The organism is Streptomyces sp. NPDC127038, from assembly GCF_042725875.1.
Lineage (GTDB): Bacteria > Actinomycetota > Actinomycetes > Streptomycetales > Streptomycetaceae > Streptomyces.
The window spans coordinates 61,880-80,481 of the sequence record NZ_JBHXDQ010000023.1 but is presented as its reverse complement, the minus strand read 5'-3'; the positions used below and the strand labels follow the sequence as shown (position 1 = coordinate 80,481).

General features: G+C 72.0%; 16 protein-coding genes. 5 read left to right on the top strand and 11 right to left on the bottom strand.

The genetic code is table 11. From position 1 onward, the window contains the following. Positions 1-50: 50 nt before the first annotated feature. From ACFWI4_RS18375 to ACFWI4_RS18355, 5 genes are all read right to left on the bottom strand, one after another. Positions 51-1,517, bottom strand: a complete 1,467-nt coding sequence (locus ACFWI4_RS18375) for a catalase (RefSeq protein ID WP_387197129.1) — start codon at positions 1,515-1,517, stop codon at positions 51-53. Between the two features lie 234 nt (positions 1,518-1,751). Continuing rightward, on the bottom strand, positions 1,752-3,902 hold the full coding sequence (locus ACFWI4_RS18370) for a SpoIIE family protein phosphatase (protein WP_385402902.1): 2,151 nt from the start codon (positions 3,900-3,902) through the stop codon (positions 1,752-1,754). Positions 3,903-4,353: 451 nt separating this feature from the next. Next, positions 4,354-5,046 carry a DUF402 domain-containing protein gene (locus tag ACFWI4_RS18365; RefSeq protein WP_387197125.1) on the bottom strand — a complete coding sequence of 231 codons (693 nt, stop codon included), beginning with the start codon at positions 5,044-5,046 and terminating at the stop codon, positions 4,354-4,356. Between the two features lie 115 nt (positions 5,047-5,161). Next, positions 5,162-6,565 carry a class II fumarate hydratase gene (locus tag ACFWI4_RS18360; RefSeq protein ID WP_387197122.1) on the bottom strand — a complete coding sequence of 468 codons (1,404 nt, stop codon included), beginning with the start codon at positions 6,563-6,565 and terminating at the stop codon, positions 5,162-5,164. Between the two features lie 109 nt (positions 6,566-6,674). Continuing rightward, on the bottom strand, positions 6,675-8,342 hold the full coding sequence (locus tag ACFWI4_RS18355) for a fumarate hydratase (protein WP_385402896.1): 1,668 nt from the start codon (positions 8,340-8,342) through the stop codon (positions 6,675-6,677). A gap of 244 nt (positions 8,343-8,586) precedes the next feature. On the opposite strand from ACFWI4_RS18355, the gene ACFWI4_RS18350 reads away from it, so the two are divergent. Then, on the top strand, positions 8,587-9,315 hold the full coding sequence (locus ACFWI4_RS18350; protein ID WP_387197119.1) for a DUF1707 domain-containing protein: 729 nt from the start codon (positions 8,587-8,589) through the stop codon (positions 9,313-9,315). A 195-nt stretch (positions 9,316-9,510) separates the two neighbouring features. Further along, entirely contained in the window at positions 9,511-9,882 is a 372-nt protein-coding gene (locus ACFWI4_RS18345; RefSeq protein WP_351858983.1) for a WhiB family transcriptional regulator, read from the top strand. Positions 9,883-10,099: 217 nt separating this feature from the next. Here the strand turns inward: ACFWI4_RS18345 and glpX are convergent, their stop codons facing one another. Next, a complete protein-coding gene (gene glpX, locus ACFWI4_RS18340; protein WP_385402890.1) occupies positions 10,100-11,131 on the bottom strand; it encodes a class II fructose-bisphosphatase in 1,032 nt (343 codons plus the stop codon). Positions 11,132-11,257: 126 nt separating this feature from the next. On the opposite strand from glpX, the gene ACFWI4_RS18335 reads away from it, so the two are divergent. Continuing rightward, positions 11,258-11,776 (top strand): DUF4245 domain-containing protein, encoded by a 519-nt coding sequence (locus ACFWI4_RS18335; protein WP_387197116.1) that lies wholly within the window; start codon positions 11,258-11,260, stop codon positions 11,774-11,776. A 94-nt stretch (positions 11,777-11,870) separates the two neighbouring features. Here the strand turns inward: ACFWI4_RS18335 and ACFWI4_RS18330 are convergent, their stop codons facing one another. The 4 genes from ACFWI4_RS18330 to ACFWI4_RS18315 form a co-directional block, all read right to left on the bottom strand. Next, positions 11,871-12,461, bottom strand: a complete 591-nt coding sequence (locus tag ACFWI4_RS18330; protein WP_365734397.1) for a malonic semialdehyde reductase — start codon at positions 12,459-12,461, stop codon at positions 11,871-11,873. A 197-nt stretch (positions 12,462-12,658) separates the two neighbouring features. Then, entirely contained in the window at positions 12,659-12,901 is a 243-nt protein-coding gene (locus ACFWI4_RS18325) for an exodeoxyribonuclease VII small subunit (RefSeq protein WP_385402885.1), read from the bottom strand. 9 nt (positions 12,902-12,910) lie between these two features. Continuing rightward, on the bottom strand, positions 12,911-14,119 hold the full coding sequence (gene xseA / locus ACFWI4_RS18320; RefSeq protein WP_385402882.1) for an exodeoxyribonuclease VII large subunit: 1,209 nt from the start codon (positions 14,117-14,119) through the stop codon (positions 12,911-12,913). A gap of 438 nt (positions 14,120-14,557) precedes the next feature. Further along, a complete protein-coding gene (locus ACFWI4_RS18315; protein WP_387197111.1) occupies positions 14,558-15,928 on the bottom strand; it encodes an APC family permease in 1,371 nt (456 codons plus the stop codon). 90 nt (positions 15,929-16,018) lie between these two features. Here ACFWI4_RS18315 and ACFWI4_RS18310 point away from each other — a divergent pair, with 90 nt between their 5' ends. Next, positions 16,019-17,032, top strand: coding sequence for a 4-hydroxy-3-methylbut-2-enyl diphosphate reductase (locus tag ACFWI4_RS18310; RefSeq protein ID WP_387197108.1), 1,014 nt, complete (start codon positions 16,019-16,021; stop codon positions 17,030-17,032). Between the two features lie 29 nt (positions 17,033-17,061). After that, positions 17,062-17,811: a polyphosphate--glucose phosphotransferase gene (gene ppgK, locus ACFWI4_RS18305; protein WP_387197105.1), complete on the top strand. Its 750-nt coding sequence runs from the start codon at positions 17,062-17,064 to the stop codon at positions 17,809-17,811. A 29-nt stretch (positions 17,812-17,840) separates the two neighbouring features. On the opposite strand, the gene ACFWI4_RS18300 is transcribed toward ppgK, so the two are convergent. Further along, positions 17,841-18,479: a DUF6542 domain-containing protein gene (locus ACFWI4_RS18300; RefSeq protein WP_387197102.1), complete on the bottom strand. Its 639-nt coding sequence runs from the start codon at positions 18,477-18,479 to the stop codon at positions 17,841-17,843. Positions 18,480-18,602 lie beyond the last annotated feature (123 nt).

Sequence of the window (18,602 nt, the reverse complement as noted above, 5' to 3'; positions counted from 1 at the left end):
CGTCTGGGGCGCCGGCCCGGTCCCGCCACCGCGGCCCCGGCGCCGGGTCCTCAGCCTTCTCCGACGCTCCGCGCGATCCGGTCGCCGGTCTCCTTGTCCACGTTCCGCCAGTACTGGAAGGCGCGTTCGAGGACCGGGCGGCTGACACCGTCCTTCAGATGCCCGCTCACGTTGTCCACCAGCCGGTCCCGGGCCGCGTCGTCAAGGACCTGGCGGACCATCGTGCCCGCCTGGCCCCAGTCGTCGTCCTCCCGGTGGAGCTTGTACGCCTCGCGCACCAGCTCACCGGCGGTCCGCCAGCCCGCCGGGTCGCCGAACCGGCCCTCGTACTCCGCCGCGGGCCCGCCGTAGGAGTTCGGCGCGTACGGGCGGGCCGTCCGCGACGGCTCGTAGCGCATCGCGCCGTCCTTGGCGTACGAGTTCACCGGGGAGTGCGGCCTGTTGGGCGGCAGCTGGGCGTAGTTGGGGCCGATGCGGTGCCGATGGGTGTCGGGGTAGGAGAACAGCCGGCCCAGCAGCATCTTGTCCGGCGAGGGCCCGATGCCGGGCACCATGTTCGAGGGCTCGAAGGCGGCCTGCTCGATGTGGACGAAGTAGTCCTCGGGATTGCGGTCCAGGACCATGCGGCCCACGTCGATCAGCGGGTAGTCCCCGTGCGGCCAGACCTTCGTCAGGTCGAACGGGTTGAACCGGTAGTCCGCCGCGTCCTCGAACGGCATGATCTGGACCTTCAGCGTCCAGCTCGGCGCGTGGCCGGACGCGATCGACCCGTACAGATCGCGACGGTGCGCGTCCCCGTCCTCCCCCGCGAGGCGGTCGGCGTCCGCCTGGGTGAGGAACTCGACGCCCTGGTCGGTCTTGAAGTGGTACTTGACCCAGAACCGTTCACCGCCGCCGTTGATCCACATATAGGTGTGGGAGCCGTAGCCGTTCATGTGGCGGTACGTCTTCGGGACGCCCCGGTCGCCCATCAGCCAGGTCACCTGGTGCGCGGACTCGGGGGAGAGGGTCCAGAAGTCCCACTGCATGTCGTGGTCGCGCAGCCCCGTCACCGGGCTGCGCTTCTGCGAGCGGATGAAGTCCTGGAACTTGATCGTGTCACGGACGAAGAAGACGGGGGTGTTGTTGCCCACCAGGTCGTAATTGCCGTGCTCGGTGTAGAACTTCAGCGCGAAGCCGCGCGGGTCGCGCCAGGTGTCGGGCGACCCCTGTTCACCGGCGACGGTCGAGAAACGCGCCAGCATCTCGGTCCGCCGGCCCGGCTGGAAGAGGTCGGCCCTGGTGAACTGGCTGACGTCGTTGGTCACTTCGAAGAATCCGTACGCGCCGCTGCCCTTGGCGTGCACCACCCGCTCGGGCACCCGCTCACGGTTGAACTGCGCCATCTTCTCGATGAGGTAGTGGTCCTGGAGCAGGATCGGGCCGTCGGGCCCGACGGTGAGCGAGTGCTCGTCGCTCTCCACCGGGATGCCGGCGTTGTTCGTGGTGTACGGGGCGTTCCGGGATGCCTGCGTCACAAGCGTCCTCCCGTCGGAGATGAGGTCGTCAGGTCGCTCGCTCATCCAGCAGTCAACGCCGCCGACACCATGTCGGCAACACGGACCGTGACCCGGTGACGGCCGGGACGGCGGACACGGGAACACCGGCACGGCGCCGCGCGGCACGGGCCCGCCGGGCTGGCGGGCGCCACCGCACCGGCCCGGACACCGCGGGGAACCGGCCCGCCGGGGCGAGGCCGGACGAGTACCCCGTCAGTTCCGGTTCAACTCGAACCAGACGACCTTTCCCGTGCTCAGCCGGGTCGCCCCCCACCGCCGCGCCAGCCGGTTCACCAGGAACAGCCCGCGGCCGCCCTCGTCCGTGGCCCGCGCCTGCCGCAGCCGCGGCAGCTGGGGCACGTCGTCGCCGACCTCGCAGCGCAGCACGTCGGTGCGCAGCAGCCGCAGCGTCACCGGCCGCGAGGCGTACCGCACCGCGTTCGTCACGACCTCGCTGACCAGCAGCTCCACCGAGTCGGTCATGTCCTCCATGCCCCAGCGGGCCAGCGCCCGACGGGCCAGCCGCCGGGCCCGGCCGGGCGCCGCGTCCTCCGGCTCCAGGAACCAGTACGCGACGTCGCTCGGCGCGATCCCGTCGAAGCGCGCGGCGAGCAGCGCGATGTCGTCGTCCCGGTCGCCCGGGCCGAGCATGTCGAGCACCTCGTCGCACAGCGCTTCCAGCGGCGGCGGATGATCCGGTCCGGTCAGCGCCGCGACCGCCGCGAGCTTCTCCCGCAGCTGCTCTATCCCGGTCCAGACGTCACGCAGCCGCGACTCGACAAGACCGTCCGTGTACAGCAGCAGCGTCGCCCCGGCCGGCGCGTCCAGCTCCACCGCCTCGAAATCGACCCCGCCCACCCCGATCGGGGCGCCCGGAGGCACCCGCAGCACCTCGGCCCGCCCGCCCAGGTGCAGCAGCACCGGCGGCGGATGGCCCGCGTTGGCGATCGTGATCCGGTGCGACACCGGGTCGTAGACGGCGTACAGGCAGGTCGCCATGCGGTCGGTGCCGAGCCGCTGCGCCTGCTCGTCGAGATGGTGCAGCACCTCCTGCGGCGGCAGGTCGAGGCCCGCGAGAGTCTGCGCCGTCGTCCGCAGCTGGCCCATGATCGCCGCCGACGTCATGGAGTGGCCCATCACGTCACCGACGACCAGCGCCACCCTGCTGCCCGGCAGCGGGATCGCGTCATACCAGTCGCCGCCCACCCGGGCCGTCTCCGCGGCCGGCAGATAGCGGGACGCCAGCCGCACGCCCGTGGGCCGCGGCAGCGTCTCGGGCAGCATCGTGCGCTGGAGCTCGTCGGCGATGTACGCCTCACGGCCGTACAGCACCGCCTTGTCGATGCCGAGCGCGCTGTGCGTGGCGAGCTGCGCCGCGACCAGCAGGTCGTCCGCCTCGAACGCGAGCCGCTCGGGCCGGCGCAGGAACAGCGCGGCCCCGATCACCCGGCGCCGGCCGCGCAGCGGGGCGAGGATCGCGCGCTGCCCGCTCGGCACCGGCAGATCGTCCCCGAGCAGCTCGGGCAGCGCGGCCCGGGCGGCGGGCGCGTCCGCGAACACCGGCCGCACCCCGCGCAGCACCTCGGCGAGCGCGCCGCCCGGGCGCACCTCGCACAGCTCGGCCGTCAGCGCCGACAGTTCACTGGGCTCGGGCCGCAGCGCGGGCAGGAAACCGCTCTCGGTGTCCCGCTCCTCCGGAATACGGTCCGTACGCCGCAGCCGCAGCACGAGAGGACCCGTCGGCCGCTCGTCGCCGACCGGCAGCGGGTCACGCAGATAGACGAGGATCGCGTCGGAGAACGTCGGCACGGTCGCCCGGCACAGCCCCATCACGATCTCGTCGAGGTCGATGCCCCGGGCGATCCGCCGGGTCGCGGCGCCCACGAAGCGCAGCCGGTCCCCGTCCCGCCGCATCGGCATCGGACCGCCGTGCGGCACACCCTGCCCGGTGCGGCGCTCCTTGCCGCCCGAGGTCCGCGAGGACCGGCCCTGCTCGGCGTCCGGCTGGATCGGGATGCCCTCCGGCGCGGGCCGGGGGCGATGCGTGTCGGGCTCGGTCGCCGAGGGCTGGGAGTGCTCGGACCCGCGGCCGGAGGGGGCCGGCGAGGGCGGCGGCGCATCCGTGCCCGAGGACGCGGACATGCCGGCGTCGCCGGGCACCTGGCCGCCCGCCTTCCCGCGCTTGCCGCGCGGCTTGGACGCACCCGAACCCCTGGGCGCGTCGCCCGTGCGGGCCTGTACCGGTAAGGCGCCGGAACCCGGCAGCTGGGACGGCGGCTCCGAGGTACGCAGGAGCGCCCCGCGAGGGTCCGCGGGGCCGGCGCCGCTCTGCCGGCGCTCGTGCGAGGTGGGGTGCTCCGTCACGCGTGTCGAGTCCGTCCGTCCGGGGCTGCGCGCCGTGCGCGCAGTTCTTCCCGCAGCCCCGATACCCGGAATGTGTGCCCCGGGAACGGATTCTGCGTGTCGTCAGGGCCGGGACCGACGGCGCTCACGGCCGCCGCCCGGCTCGGTACGGCTCGCCCACGGCCGAAAACGGCCCCTGCCGGCAGCGGGGCGGTGGCCGAAAACCCGGGGCGCGGCCGCGAGGTCCCGCCCGCCCGGCGACGTCCGGCCCCTGCGGCCGGCGCGGCGGATGCGCGCGCTGCGACCGGTCTGCGGCCGGCCACGCCGCCGTACGCCTCGTACCCCTCGCTCACGTCCTGCCGCCCCTCGGTGACATATGGTCAAGCCCGGCTCATCCTGCGGGAGTTGTTTCTGCCGTGCGCCCTTGCGGAAGACGATCCTACGGTTGTACCACGGGGGCGCATCAAGGGTCTCATGAGGACACGTGCGCGGGCGTACGGTCCCAGTCATCCGGCAGAACGGGAACCGGCCAGCCCGGATCGGGCCTCCAGTGCTGCCAGCCGTCCGAGAACGGCGCACCCCAGGCACGGATCACCTCCACCGCCGACCACCCCGCTTCCCGCACCTGTGCCGCCAGTTGAGCATCCATCAGACCGGCCCGCTGCGCCATGGCGAATTCGTCCTCGTCCAGCCAGCGCCAACTGCGGTCCGGGTGGACCGAGATGTCGAGGAAGTGGTCCTCGGAGTCCACTCCGCCCGCCCAGCGGGCCAGCGGAGCCTCCAGGTTCACGTACCAGTTCTTGAAACGCCAGCCCTGTTCCCAGAACAGCCACACCGACCAGGGCTCGCCCGGCCGGGCCAGCTTCAGCACGCCGGTGCCCGACCAGCGGCCGCGCCGCACCGCGCGGGGCTTCGTGTAGCGCGACTCCAGCGGCTCCGCGTGCACCGGAGAACCGTCGGCGAGCACGGGTTTGACGCACTCCGTGCCCGGCGCCATCCACACCGCCAGCAGTTCGGCGTCGTCCCGGGCGACCGTCACCGGACGGCAGATGTGGACCTGCTCCCCGGCGTTCTCCCGGTACCGCCACAGGATCTGGCTTCCGGGCTCCCAGAACGCCGTCCGTCCGCCCGCTTCCGCTCGTCTCACCGCTCCACCCTCTGCCATGACCAGATATTAGGTGCCCCGGGCACACGACGCTGCGGTTCGCGCCATGGTTCGCGCCAACGGCGACCCGCTGTTACGGAGCCGTCATCAGGCGTTTCTCCTCGTGCGCGCGCTGTTACGGGTGTGTCATCCGCAGGACATCCAGCGCCTCGTCCAGCTGCTCGACGGTCAGGTCCCCGCGCTCCACGTACCCCGAGTCCAGCACCACGGCCCGGATCGTCCGGCGCTCCGCCAGCGCCTTCTTCGCGACCCTGGCGGCCTCCTCGTATCCGATGTACTTGTTCAGCGGCGTCACCACGGACGGCGAGGACTCCGCGTACTCGCGGGCCCGTTCGCGGTGGGCGACGATCCCGTCGACCGTGCGGTCGGCCAGCAGCCGTGAGACGTTCGCGAGCAGCCGCACCGACTCCAGGACGTTCTTGGCGATCACCGGCAGCATCACGTTGAGTTCGAAGTTCCCGGCCGCGCCCGCGACGGCGACGGTCGCGTCGTTGCCCGTCACCTGCGCGGCGACCATCAGCACCGCCTCGGGGATCACCGGGTTCACCTTGCCCGGCATGATCGAGGAGCCCGGCTGGAGGTCGGGGAGGCTGATCTCGGCCAGTCCGGTGCGCGGCCCGGAGGCCATCCACCGCAGGTCGTTCGCGATCTTCGTCAGTCCCACGGCGACGGTCCGCAGCTGACCGCTGGTCTCCACGATCCCGTCGCGCGCCCCCTGCGCCTCGAAGTGGTCGCGGGCCTCGGTCAGCGGCAGTCCGGTCGACCGCGCCACCTCCGCGATCACCGCGGCGGAGAACCCGGGCGGGGTGTTGATCCCCGTTCCCACGGCCGTTCCGCCGAGCGGGAGTTCGGCCAGCCGCGGCAGCGAGGCCTGGAGCCGTTCGACGCCGTAGCGGACCTGGGCCGCGTAGCCGCCGAACTCCTGGCCGAGCGTCACCGGGGTCGCGTCCATCAGGTGCGTGCGCCCCGACTTCACCACATCGGCGAACTCCCGGGACTTGCGCTCCAGCGAGGCGGCGAGGTGCTCCAGCGCGGGCACGAGGTCACGGGTCACGGCGGCGGTCGCGGCGATGTGGATCGAGGACGGGAACACGTCGTTGCTCGACTGCGAGGCGTTCACGTCGTCGTTGGGGTGGACGTCCCGGCCCAGCCGCTCGCCGGCCAGCGTCGCGATGACCTCGTTGGCGTTCATGTTGGACGAGGTGCCCGAGCCCGTCTGGAACACGTCGACCGGGAAGTGCGCGTCCCAGCGGCCCTCGGCGACCTCCGCGGCCGCCTCCTGGATCGCCTCCGCGACCTCTTCGCCGATCACGCCCAGCTCGCCGTTCACCTTCGCGGCGGCCCCCTTGATCCGGGCGAGGGCCTCGATGTGGGCCCGCTCCAGGTGCTGCCCCGACACGGGGAAGTTCTCCACGGCACGCTGGGTCTGCGCCCGCCACTTGGCGTGCGCGGGCACCCGCACCTCGCCCATGGAGTCGTGCTCGATCCGGTACGCGCCTTCGCCCCGGCCATCCGTCATGGGTGACACCTCCATGGAGGACAGCATCCCGGAGCCCGCCGGTGTTCCCGCCCGCCACACGTCACCCGTACGGCGTCCACCCCGCGAGGTGGACGCCGTACGGCGGGTACTACGCCAGACCCGGGCCCCGCACCGGGATCGTGGTGAAGGTCGGGGCGGGGGCGGGGTCCTGGAAGAAGTCGTTGCCCTTGTCGTCGACGACGACGAACGCCGGGAAGTCCTCGACCTCGATCTTCCAGACGGCCTCCATGCCGAGCTCCTCGTACTCGACGACCTCGACCTTCTTGATGCAGTCCTGGGCGAGCCGGGCGGCCGGTCCGCCGATGGAGCCGAGGTAGAAGCCGCCGTGCGTGCCGCAGGCGTCCGTGACCTGCTTGCTGCGGTTGCCCTTGGCGAGCATCACCTTGGAGCCGCCCGCCGCCTGGAACTGCTCGACGTAGGAGTCCATGCGGCCTGCCGTCGTCGGGCCGAAGGAGCCGGACGCGTAGCCCTCGGGCGTCTTGGCCGGGCCCGCGTAGTACACCGGGTGGTCCTTCAGGTACTGCGGCATCTCCTCGCCCGCGTCCAGCCGCTCCTTGATCTTGGCGTGCGCGATGTCGCGCGCCACGACGAGCGGGCCGGAGAGCGAGAGACGGGTCTTGACCGGGTACTTCGACAGCTCGGCGAGGATGTCGTCCATCGGCTGGTTCAGGTCGATCCGCACGACGTCACCGGCCTCGTCCAGGTGCTCGTCCGTGGTCTCCGGCAGGAAGCGCGCCGGGTCCGTCTCCAACTGCTCCAGGAAAACGCCCTCGGCGGTGATCTTGGCGACGGCCTGGCGGTCGGCCGAGCAGGACACGGCGATCGCGACCGGGCAGGACGCGCCGTGCCGGGGCAGGCGCACCACGCGCACGTCGTGGCAGAAGTACTTGCCGCCGAACTGCGCGCCGATGCCGATCTTCTGCGTCAGCTCGAAGACCTTCTCCTCCAGCTCCTTGTCCCGGAAGCCGTGGCCGAGCTCGGAGCCCTCGGAGGGGATCTCGTCCAGGTAGTGCGCGGAGGCGTACTTCGCGGTCTTCAGCGCGTACTCGGCGGACGTGCCGCCCACGACGATCGCCAGGTGGTACGGCGGGCAGGCGGCCGTCCCCAGCGAGCGGATCTTCTCCTCCAGGAACTTCATCATGGAGCCCTCGTTGAGGACCGCCTTGGTCTCCTGGTAGAGGAACGACTTGTTGGCCGAGCCGCCGCCCTTGGCCATGAACAGGAACTTGTAGGCACCGCCGTCGGTGGCGTACAGCTCGATCTGGGCCGGGAGGTTCGAGCCCGTGTTCTTCTCGTCCCACATGGTCAGCGGGGCCATCTGCGAATAGCGCAGGTTCAGGTTCTTGTACGCGTCGTAGATGCCGCGGGAGAGCGCGGCCTCGTCGCCGCCCTCGGTGAGCACGTTCTGGCCGCGCTTGCCCATGACGATCGCCGTGCCGGTGTCCTGGCACATCGGCAGGACGCCCGCGGCCGCGATGTTCGCGTTCTTCAGCAGGTCCAGGGCGACGAACTTGTCGTTCGCCGAGGCCTCCGGGTCGTCGATGATGCGGCGCAGCTGGGAGAGGTGCGCCGGGCGCAGGTAGTGCTGGATGTCGTGGATGGCCTCCGCGGCGAGCTTGCGCAGCGCCTCCGGCTCCACCTTGAGGAACGTCCGCCCGTCGGCCTCGAAGGTGGAGACACCCTCGGAGGTCACCAGCCGGTACGGGGTGGTGTCCTCTCCCTGGGGGAGCAGATCGGTGTACGCGAACTCAGGCATCTCGCCCATTCCTCACTCGGCAGACAGCTTCGGGGCCTCGCCTCGGGCGCACCCCTTCGGCTCGTCGCCGGAGGCCGGCCGTCATCGGCAGCGTCCACCAGCGTAGAACCTGGCGCGGGCGCCGGGGCTGTGAGGTAAGGCTCAGTTCGGACACCGGACCGACGGTCACCGCCGAAGGGCGGGTTTCGGGCGGGTGGCGGAACAGGGGTAGTCGCGATCTATCGCGTTTGGGTACGCTGTTGCCGTGGACCTTCAAAAGAGCCCCGACGCGAGTGCCGCCACGGCTGCGAAGCCGGCCGAGCTGCGCGCCTCCGACGCCGACCGCGACCGGATCACCGACATCCTGCGCGAGGCCGTCGCCGAGGGGCGGCTGACCGCGGAGGAGCACGCCGAGCGGGTCGAGGGCGTGCTGGCCACCAAGACGGTCGGCGAGCTCGACCGGTTCGTCCGGGACCTGCCCGCCGCCCACACCGGCCGCGCGTCCTCCGCGTACGTCTCCGCGCCCAACCGTCCCGCCCAGGGCACGGTCCCGGTCGAGGCCGACGAGAACGTGGTGGCGGTCTTCAGCTCCGCCGTCCGCAAGGGCCGCTGGCGGGCGGGGCGGCGCATCCACGCGTACTCGGTCTTCGGCAACGTCGAGATCGACCTGAGCGAGGCGATCTTCGAGTACCAGCAGGTCGTGATCAAGGCGATCTCGGTCTTCGGCAACGTCGAGATCTTCGTCCCGGAGAACGTCTCGCTGCGCGGCAGCGGCGGCGGCGTGCTCGGCAACTTCGAGGTGGACACGCTGGATTCGGGCGACGCCGACGCGCCCGTGGTCTACATCGACGGTCTCGCGGTCCTGGGCAACGTCGAGGCGAGGCCCAAGCGCGGCAAGCTCGTCGCGGACATCCTGGAGCGGGTCACGAGCCGGGTGAACGAGCGGGTGGCGGACCGGCTGGACCGGAGTTTGCGCAAGCACCTCGACCGTTGACGCTCGTGAATATGCGGGCGGCGGATGCGGCGGCTCCGCGCGGACGATCGATCACGCGGGAGAACGGCCGGGCTTCGGCACGCAGTGCATAGGCGCGCGCACAGCGGGTAGGGCTTGCTGCATCGTCCCCTGGAGGGCGCCGCGGAAATTTCCCGGTGCCCGGCACGCTCGCGAAGCCGTCGTCAGGAGTAGACCGTGCTGCAACCGCCGCATCAGTCCCTGCAGGTAGCTGCTGTTCCGGCCCAGCGGGCGCCCGTGCGGGACAGGGATCAGGAAGCGCCATGGCACACGGAGGCGGTGTGCAGGCGTGACGAGGCCGGCCTGTTCTTCGCCCCCTCCAAGGAGCCGACCGCCTCACGGCTCTCCCGTGAGGAGGCGGCCAAGCGCGTCTGCGCCCGCTGCCCGGTCATGGTCGAGTGCCGCGAGCACGCGTTGCTGCAACCCGAGCCGTACGGCGTCTGGGGCGGACTGACCGCCGCCGAGCGCCGTGTGGTGCTCGCCCGGCGCCGCCGCCGTGACCTGGAGCTCAAGAAGGCCGCCCACGGCACGATAGCCGCGGCGGGCTGACCCGCCTTCCCCCGAACGCCCACCGGCCCGTGTCGGCTTGTCCGCGCCGGTACGGGACTCCGCGTCCGGCGGGCGCGCGAGTGCCCGGCCCGTGGCGGCGCAGGAGCCGGCCCCGGCGGCGTACGAGGCGTCGACCTGTTGCGAGGCAGGAAAAAGGGGCGCCCCTCCGCACAAGGGGCGCCCCTTCTCGCGCCTCGCGGGCGCCGGAGCGGTGGTTCTACTTGGCGCGGTCGAAGTCGATCGCGCTGTACGCCCGCAGCTTGCTCAGCCGGTGCTCCGACCGGATCTGGCGGACCGTGCCCGACTTGGACCGCATCACGATCGACTCGGTCGTCGCGGTCTCGGAGCGGTAGCGCACCCCGCGCAGGAGTTCGCCGTCGGTGATGCCGGTGGCGACGAAGAAGACGTTGTCGCCGGAGACCAGGTCGTTCGTGGTCAGGACGCGGTCGAGGTCGTGCCCGGCGTCGATCGCCCGCTGCCGCTCCTCCTCGTCCTTCGGCCACAGCTTGCCCTGGATGGTGCCGCCGAGGCACTTCACGGCACAGGCCGAGATGATGCCCTCGGGCGTGCCGCCGATGCCGAGCAGCAGGTCGATGCCGGTGCCCTCGCGCAGCGCGAGGATGGAGCCCGCGACATCGCCGTCGGAGATCAGCTTGATGCGCGCGCCGGTCTCCCGGATCTCCTTGATGATCCCGTCGTGGCGCGGCCGGTCGAGGATGACGACCGTGACGTCCTCGGGCGTGACACGCTTGGCCTTGGCGACCCGGCGGATGTTCACGGCCACGGACGCGTTGATGTCGACGAAGTCGGCGGCCTCCGGGCCGGTGACCAGCTTGTCCATGTAGAAGACCGCGGACGGGTCGAACATGGTGCCGCGGTCGGCGGCGGCGAGCACGGCGATGGCGTTCGTCATGCCCTTGGCGGTGAGCGTGGTCCCGTCGATCGGGTCGACGGCGATGTCGCACTCGGGACCGGTCCCGTCGCCCACGCGCTCCCCGTTGAAGAGCATCGGGGCCTCGTCCTTCTCCCCCTCGCCGATGACGACGACGCCGTTCATCGAGACGGTGGAGACGAGGGTGCGCATGGCCCGGACGGCGGCGCCGTCGGCGCCGTTCTTGTCGCCGCGGCCCACCCAGCGGCCCGCGGCCATCGCGGCGGCCTCGGTGACCCGGACGAGTTCGAGGGCGAGGTTGCGGTCGGGAGCTTCCGACGGCACTTCGAGTTCGGAGGGCAGATGATGCTCGGTCATCGACACGCACCTTTCTGATACGACGACGGCCGGATGAGGGTGATGCCCCGACTCTATCGCCAGGCTTACAAAATGAGCAGGGGGCCCCACGGATGAGCAGACCAGGGCACCTGCGACGATAGGTGCGTGGCAGGTATGAAAGGCAAGCAGTCGGTCCGGGACATGATTCTTTCCCTGGGCCTCATCGGGCTCATGGCGGGCGTCATCTACATCTTCATCCCCCATGACGACTCCAAGCCCGATATCAAGCGGGTCGACTACCGCGTCGAGCTGCTGACGGCTCGCCGCGCGGCGAGCTATCCCGTAGCGGCGCCCGAGGGGCTGTCCTCGGCGTGGAAGGCGACCTCGGTGCGCTACGACGGCAGCGAGTTCGACGCCTGGCATCTGGGTTTCCAGGCCCCCGACGGTCAGTACGTGGCGGTCGAGCAGTCGACTCAGCGGCCGGCCGTGTTCATCGACGCGGCGAGCCAGGGCGCGCAGCAGACGAAGGCCACCGAGCGCATCGGCGACCGGACCTGGCAGCGCTACGAGGGCGATCACTACGACGCGCTCGTCCTGGAGGGCAAGGGCTCCACGACGGTGGTGACCGGCACGGGATCGTTCGGCACGCTGGTGAAGATGGCCGAGGCCCTGAAGACCTCGTGACGGCGCCGGGTGCGCCCGCGCGGAACACCCAAGGCATGGAGAAGGGCCCCCGGCGGCGTGCCGGGGGCCCTTCCTCGTTCGCTGGTGCCGTCGGTCAGACGGTCGTGATGACCTGGTCGGCGTCCAGGCGGGGGGAACGCTGGAACCAGGCGTCCTCGCCCGGCTTGCCGATGTTGACGATCATCAGCGGGGTGTGGTCGTCGTCCAGGAACTCCTTCTGGACCCCGGCGAGGTCGGCACCGGTCATCGGGCCGGCGGCGAGGCCGGCGGCGCGGACACCGATGATGAAGTACGCGGCCTGGAGGGCGGCGTTCATCGCGGCGGAACCCTCACGGACCGGGCGCTCGGAGAAGAACATGTCCTTGGCGGCGGGGAAGTGGGGGAGGAGTGCCGGCAGTTCCTCGTGGAACTCGTTGTCCGCGGAGAGGATCGCGACCAGCGGGGCGGCGGCGGTCTTCGCGCGGTTGCCCTCGGCGAGGTGCTGCACCAGGCGCTCACGGGCCTCGGGGGAGCGGACCAGCGTGATGCGCAGCGGCGACTGGTTGAAGGCGGTCGGGCCGAACTTGACCAGGTCGTAGATCGCCTGAACCTGCTCGTCGGTCACCGGCTCGTCGGTGAAGGTGTTCGCGGTGCGGGCCTCGCGGAACAGCAGGTCCTGAGCGGTGGGGTCAAGGACGAGAGACATGAAGAACCTTCTCGGTATGTGCGGTGGATCCGGGGGGATCTGTTGGCGAGTACGACAGTACGCCGAAGAGGTTTAAAGTTCAATCAAAACCGGGGCGTGGTGATCCGCTTCACAGACGCGTACATCCGGGACACGGCGGTGGCCGGCCCCGCCGGGGCCGGCCACCGTGGTTCTCAGGGGTTACGCGGAGCCGCTCGTCACTCGGACCCGGCCCCGGTGTCCGTCTCCTCCGCCCGGGACTCCTCGGCGAGAGCCGCGTCCAGACGGGCCCGCGCGCCCTCCAGCCAGCGCCGGCACACCTTGGCCAGCTCCTCGCCGCGCTCCCAGAGCGCCAGGGACTCCTCCAGGGTCGTACCGCCCGCCTCCAGACGGCGTACGACCTCGATCAGCTCGTCCCGCGCCTGCTCGTACCCGAGCGCCTCGTCCACCTTGCTGGTCATGCGCCCACCCTATGCATCGACTCGGACAGTGAATTCACCCTCGGCGACCCGCGCCCGCAGCGTCTCGTCCGCCGCCACCTCCGCCGGGTCCCTGACCACATGACCGTCGGCCCGCTGGAGCACCGCGTACCCGCGCTGGAGTGTCGCCGCGGGGGAGAGGGCCACCACGCGCGCGTGGGTGTGCGTCAGCTCCGAGTCCGCGCGGTCCAGCAGATGCCCGAGGGTGCGCCGGCCCCGGCCGAGCAGGGCCGAGACCTGGTCCGCCCGCTCGTCGATCATCCGGTGCGGATCCTCCATCGAGGGCCGGGCCAGCGTGTGCGCCAGGCCCCGCTCCTCGCGGTCGACGAGCGTCCGCACACAGCGCCGCGCGCGGTCCCGCAGCAGCCGCACCCGTTCGTACTCCTCGCCCACGTCCGGCACCACCTTCTTGGCGGCGTCCGTCGGTGTGGAGGCCCGCAGGTCGGCCACCAGGTCGAGCAGCGGGCTGTCCGGCTCGTGCCCGATCGCCGACACGACCGGTGTACGGCAGGCCGCGACCGCGCGGACGAGCTGCTCGTCGGAGAACGGCAGCAGATCCTCCACGCTGCCGCCGCCGCGCGCCACGACGATCACGTCGACCTCGTCGAGCGCGTCCAGCTCCTGCACCGCCCGGACGACCTGCGGTACGGCGTGGACGCCCTGCACGGCGACGTTGCGGACCTCGAAGCGGACGGCGGGCCAGCGGTGCCGGGCGTTCTCCAGCACGTCACGCTCGGCCGCCGACGCGCGCCCGCACACCAGCCCCACGAGCTGCGGCAGGAACGGCAGCGGCTTCTTGCGGCCGGCCGCGAACAGTCCCTCGGCCGCCAGCGACTTCTTCAGCTGTTCGAGGCGGGCGAGCAGTTCCCCGACCCCCACCGGCTTGATCTCGGCGGCCCGCAGGGACAGCTGGCCGCGTGGCGCGTACCACTCGGGCTTGGCGTGGACCACCACGCGGGCCCCCTCGCTGACCACGTCGGCGACCGCGTCGAAGACCTGGCGGTAGCAGGTCACGCCCACCGAGATGTCGTGCGAGGGGTCGCGCAGCGTCAGGAAGACGACGCCCGCGCCGGGGCGCCGCGACAACTGGGTGATCTGCCCCTCGACCCACACCGCGCCGAGCCGGTCGATCCATCCCCCGATGAGCCGCGACACCTCGCCGACGGGCAGCGGGGCGTCCGCGGACGTGTTGAGAGCCATGCGCCGAGCGTAGTGGCCCCCACCGACAACACCCGGCTCCCGTGCGGACGCCCACGCATGGGCCCCGGTATGCCCCGGCGCGCCGGCGGGCATCACCGGCGGGCCCGGCTCGCGGGCGAGCACCGCTCACCGCCCCGGCTCGCGGGCGAGCACCGCTCACCGCCCCGGCTCGCGGGCGAGCACCGCTCACCGCCCCGGTACGCCCCGGCTCCTGGGGCCGATGCCACCGGCGGCCCCGGTACGCCCCGGCTCCTGGGCGGGTGCCACACATGGCCCCGGCACACCCCGGCGCGCGGGCGAGCACACTCATGGGCCCCGCCACGCCCCGGCTCGGGGGCGAGCACCGCTCACCGCTCCGGTACGCCCCGGCTCCTGAGGTCGATGCCACCGGCGGCCCCGGCTCCCGGGCGGCCCCGCACACCCCGCCCCCGGCGCGTACTACCCCGCCGCCCCCGTCCGCCTCCGCTGGGCCAGCAGGATCGTCAGGCCCGTCGTCAGCCAGATCAGGCCCGTGACCTGGGCCGTCGTCGAGGCCTCGGTGATCACCGCGATGGTGATCGCGGCCCCGAGCACCGGCATCAGGACGTGCCGCCACCACACCACGGGCCCGCCGCGGCGCCGTACGGCGAACCAGCCCACCACCGAGGCGTGCAGCAGCGTGAAGGCGGTCAGCGCGCCGATGTCGACCACCGAGACCAGCTTGTCCAGGCCGTCGTCGCGCCGCGCCGCCCAGACCGCCGCGACCAGCGTGATCACGGCCGCGCACAGCAGGGCCGCCCGCGGCACCCCGGAGCGCGTCCGCGCCAGCGCCCCCGGCAGCCGCCCGTCGCGGGCCATCGCGAAGACGATCCGCCCGGCCGCGGCCTGCCCGGCCAGCGCGGCGAAGGCCGCTCCCACCGCCTTGCTCACGGCCACCAGATCGTGCAGCCACGGGCCGACCGAGGCGTCCACGGCGTCGTAGAAGGCCGGCCCCTGGAGCGCGGGGTCGGCGGCGAGACGCGCGGACGGCAACGGCTCCAGCAGCGCCGCCAGATACGTCTGCGCCACGAACAGCACACCCGCCAGCGCCAGACAGAACAGCACCGCGCGGGCCACCTTCTCCGAACCGCCCGTGACCTCCTCGGCGAAGGAGGCGATCGCGTCGAAGCCCAGGAAGGACAGGACGGCGACCGACACGGCGCCGATCACCGCCGAGAGCGCGAACGCGCCCTGGGTGCCGTCACCCGTCAGCGGGGACAGCCAGCCGCGCTGCGCGCTGTCGCGGGCCAGCACCACGGCCGCCGACACCGCGAACACGGCGAGGACCACGACCTCCGTCGCGAGGACCAGGAAACCGACGCGCGCGGCCGTACGGACCCCGTAGAGGTTGAGGAACGTCGTCACGACGACGGCCAGCGTGGTCCACACCCACCGGGAGACCTCCGGGACCAGCGAGTTCATCGCGATCCCGGAGAACAGATAGGCCACCGCGGGAATCAGCAGATAGTCGAGCATCACCATCCACCCCGCGACGAACCCGGCCTCCCGGCCGAGCCCCGCGCGCGCGTAGGCGAACACCGACCCCGCCTGCGGGACCACCCGGACCATCTGGGCGTAGCTGAACGCGGTGAACGCCATGGCGGCCGTCGCGACCAGGTAGACCAGGGCGACCGCGCCGTGGGACCTCGCGTCGAGCGTCCCGAAGACCCCGACCGGCGCCATCGGGGCGATGAACAGCAGCCCGTAGACGACCAGGTCCCGGAAGCCGAGGCTGCGCCGCAGCTCCCGCTCCGCCGGATCCGTGCCGGCGCCGGTCCGCGCCTCGGACATCGTGCCTCCCGGGAATCGCCTGGTCCCGCCCCCGGCTCCCCACAGTGTCCCCGAGGAGGCGATCCCCGACCCGCCGGGCGCGGCCTTACGATGGGGGGCATGACCGCTTCTCCTGGCCGCCGTGTCCTGCTCGCCGCCCCCCGTGGCTACTGCGCGGGCGTGGACCGCGCAGTGATCGCCGTCGAGAAGGCCCTGGAGCAGTACGGGGCCCCGATCTACGTCCGTCACGAGATCGTCCACAACAAGTACGTCGTGCAGACCCTGGAGAAGAAGGGCGCGATCTTCGTCGAGCGGACGGCGGAGGTCCCCGAGGGGTCCATCGTCATGTTCTCGGCGCACGGCGTGTCCCCCGTCGTCCACGACGAGGCCGCCGCCGGCAAGCTCGCCACCATCGACGCCACGTGCCCGCTGGTCACCAAGGTCCACAAGGAAGCCGTCCGCTTCGCGAACGAGGACTTCGACATCCTCCTCATCGGCCACGAGGGCCACGAGGAGGTCATCGGCACCTCCGGCGAGGCACCCGACCACATCACCCTGGTCGACGGCCCCGAGGACGTCGCCAAGGTCGAGGTCCGCGACCCCTCCCGGGTCGTCTGGCTCTCCCAGACCACCCTCTCCGTCGACGAGACGATGGAGACGGTCGACGCCCTGAAGGAGAAGTTCCCGCTGCTCATCTCCCCGCCGAGCGACGACATCTGCTACGCAACGCAGAACCGTCAGCTCGCCGTGAAGCAGATGGGCGCCGAGGCCGACCTGGTCATCGTGGTCGGATCGCGCAACTCCTCCAACTCGGTGCGGCTCGTCGAGGTCGCCAAGCTGGCCGGCGCCCGCGCCGCCCACCTGGTCGACTTCGCCGACGAGATCGACGAGGCCTGGCTGGAGGGCGTGAACACGGTCGGTGTCACCTCCGGCGCCTCCGTCCCCGAGGTGCTCGTCGAGCAGGTCCTGGAGTACCTGTCCGGGCACGGCTTCGAGGACGTGGAGATCGTCAAGGCCGCCGAGGAGTCCATCACCTTCTCGCTCCCCAAGGAGCTGCGCCGTGACCTGCGCGCCGAGGCCGCCGCTCTGGTGGAGGCACGCACGGGTGGTCCGTCCGGGAAGTGACGGTCAGCCGTACGACGTAACGTAGGGCCATGAAGATCTTCGGTGTGGACATTGGCGGATCCGGGATCAAGGGTGCCCCTGTGGACCTTGACCGCGGGGACCTGGCGGAGGAGCGCTGCAAGGTGCTCACCCCGCAGCCCGCGACGCCCGACGCGGTGGCCGACGGTGTCAAGGACGTCATCGACCACTTCGGCTGGACGGGCCCCGTCGGCATCACGTTCCCGGGTGTGGTGACCGGCGGCACGACCATCCGTACGGCGGCCAATGTCGACAAGTCCTGGATCGACACCGACGCGGGCGCGCTGCTCGGCGAGCGGCTCGGCGGTCTGCCGGTGACCGTGCTGAACGACGCGGACGCGGCCGGTGTGGCCGAGATGGAGTTCGGCGCGGGCAAGGGCCGTCGGGGCACGGTCATCCTGCTGACCTTCGGCACCGGCATCGGCAGCGCCCTCTTCACGGACGGCGAGCTCGTCCCGAACACCGAGCTCGGCCATCTGGAGCTCAACGGCCACGACGCCGAGAAGAAGGCATCCACCAAGGCCAAGGACGACCACGAGCTGACCTGGGAGCACTGGTCGCGCCGGGTCACCAAGTACCTCGCCCATGTGGAGATGCTCTTCTCGCCGGAACTGTTCATCATCGGCGGCGGCGTCAGCCGCAAGTCCGAGAAGTTCCTGCCGCTGATCCAGGGCATCAAGGCGGAGATCGTCCCCGCGCAGCTCCAGAACAACGCCGGCATCGTGGGCGCGGCGATGCGCGCGGCACAGCACTCCCGGTAGCGGCGGCGACCCCGCGGCGGTACGCGGGGTCAGCGGGCCTGCCGGTCGGACGGCAGGCCCCGCGCCCGGTTGCGCCGCTGCGCCGCCCGGCGGCCGATCAGCCGGATCCTGCGGACGGCCACGACGAGCACCGCGGCCAGCGTCCCCGCGTACAGCCAGCCCGCCTGGAGCGCCAGCGCGGTGACCAGGCCCATGAAGTGGCCGCCGAGACCGCCTCCGCCGTCGTCGGCGACCGGCGGCAGCCCGACGGCGAACGCGATCGGTACGACCACGGGGGCCGTCACCAGGTCCCCCGGCCGCACCCACAGCGCGGTCAGGACGCACACGGGCAGGAACAGCACCCCGTACACGGTCGCGGAGCCGCCGAACAGCAGGGCGTCCAGGCAGGCCAGCGCGAACATCGAGGCGCCGCAGAACAGGCCGCCGCCGAGCCCGGTCAGCCGGGGCCGTGACGCGCCCGGCCGCTGCCCGAGCCGTGCGGGCGCGGGGCGCCGCGCCGCCGGTCCGTCCCGCCGGACCCCGCCGCCCGCGGCCCGTCCGTTCGCCGCCCGTCCGTTCGCGGCCCTGCCGTCCGTGGGCCGGCCGTTCGTGGGCCGGCCGCCCTGTGCCGGGACCGGTGCCCCGCGTCGCGGTCCGTACTGAGGGGGACGCGTCCTGTGTTGCTCCACTGGACCAACTTAGGTCGTTTTATGTGTGGAACGGCTCATCGGACACGCCGAAGAACAGGGGAAGACGTGGCCGTGGAACGAGCTTGGCCATGCGTTCGATACCTCGCGGGCCGGGGGCGGTCC

Bases quoted from the DNA above. Each gene is read 5' to 3' on its own strand.
- ACFWI4_RS18365 (WP_387197125.1), bottom strand. From the start codon at position 5,046: ATGGCAGAGGGTGGAGCGGTGAGACGAGCGGAAGCGGGCGGACGGACG.
- ACFWI4_RS18360 (WP_387197122.1), bottom strand. From the start codon at position 6,565: ATGACGGATGGCCGGGGCGAAGGCGCGTACCGGATCGAGCACGACTCC.
- ACFWI4_RS18355 (WP_385402896.1), bottom strand. From the start codon at position 8,342: ATGCCTGAGTTCGCGTACACCGATCTGCTCCCCCAGGGAGAGGACACC.
- glpX (WP_385402890.1), bottom strand. From the start codon at position 11,131: ATGACCGAGCATCATCTGCCCTCCGAACTCGAAGTGCCGTCGGAAGCT.
- ACFWI4_RS18330 (WP_365734397.1), bottom strand. From the start codon at position 12,461: ATGTCTCTCGTCCTTGACCCCACCGCTCAGGACCTGCTGTTCCGCGAG.
- ACFWI4_RS18325 (WP_385402885.1), bottom strand. From the start codon at position 12,901: ATGACCAGCAAGGTGGACGAGGCGCTCGGGTACGAGCAGGCGCGGGAC.
- xseA (WP_385402882.1), bottom strand. From the start codon at position 14,119: ATGGCTCTCAACACGTCCGCGGACGCCCCGCTGCCCGTCGGCGAGGTG.
- ACFWI4_RS18315 (WP_387197111.1), bottom strand. From the start codon at position 15,928: ATGTCCGAGGCGCGGACCGGCGCCGGCACGGATCCGGCGGAGCGGGAG.
- ACFWI4_RS18310 (WP_387197108.1), top strand. From the start codon at position 16,019: ATGGGGGGCATGACCGCTTCTCCTGGCCGCCGTGTCCTGCTCGCCGCC.
- ppgK (WP_387197105.1), top strand. From the start codon at position 17,062: ATGAAGATCTTCGGTGTGGACATTGGCGGATCCGGGATCAAGGGTGCC.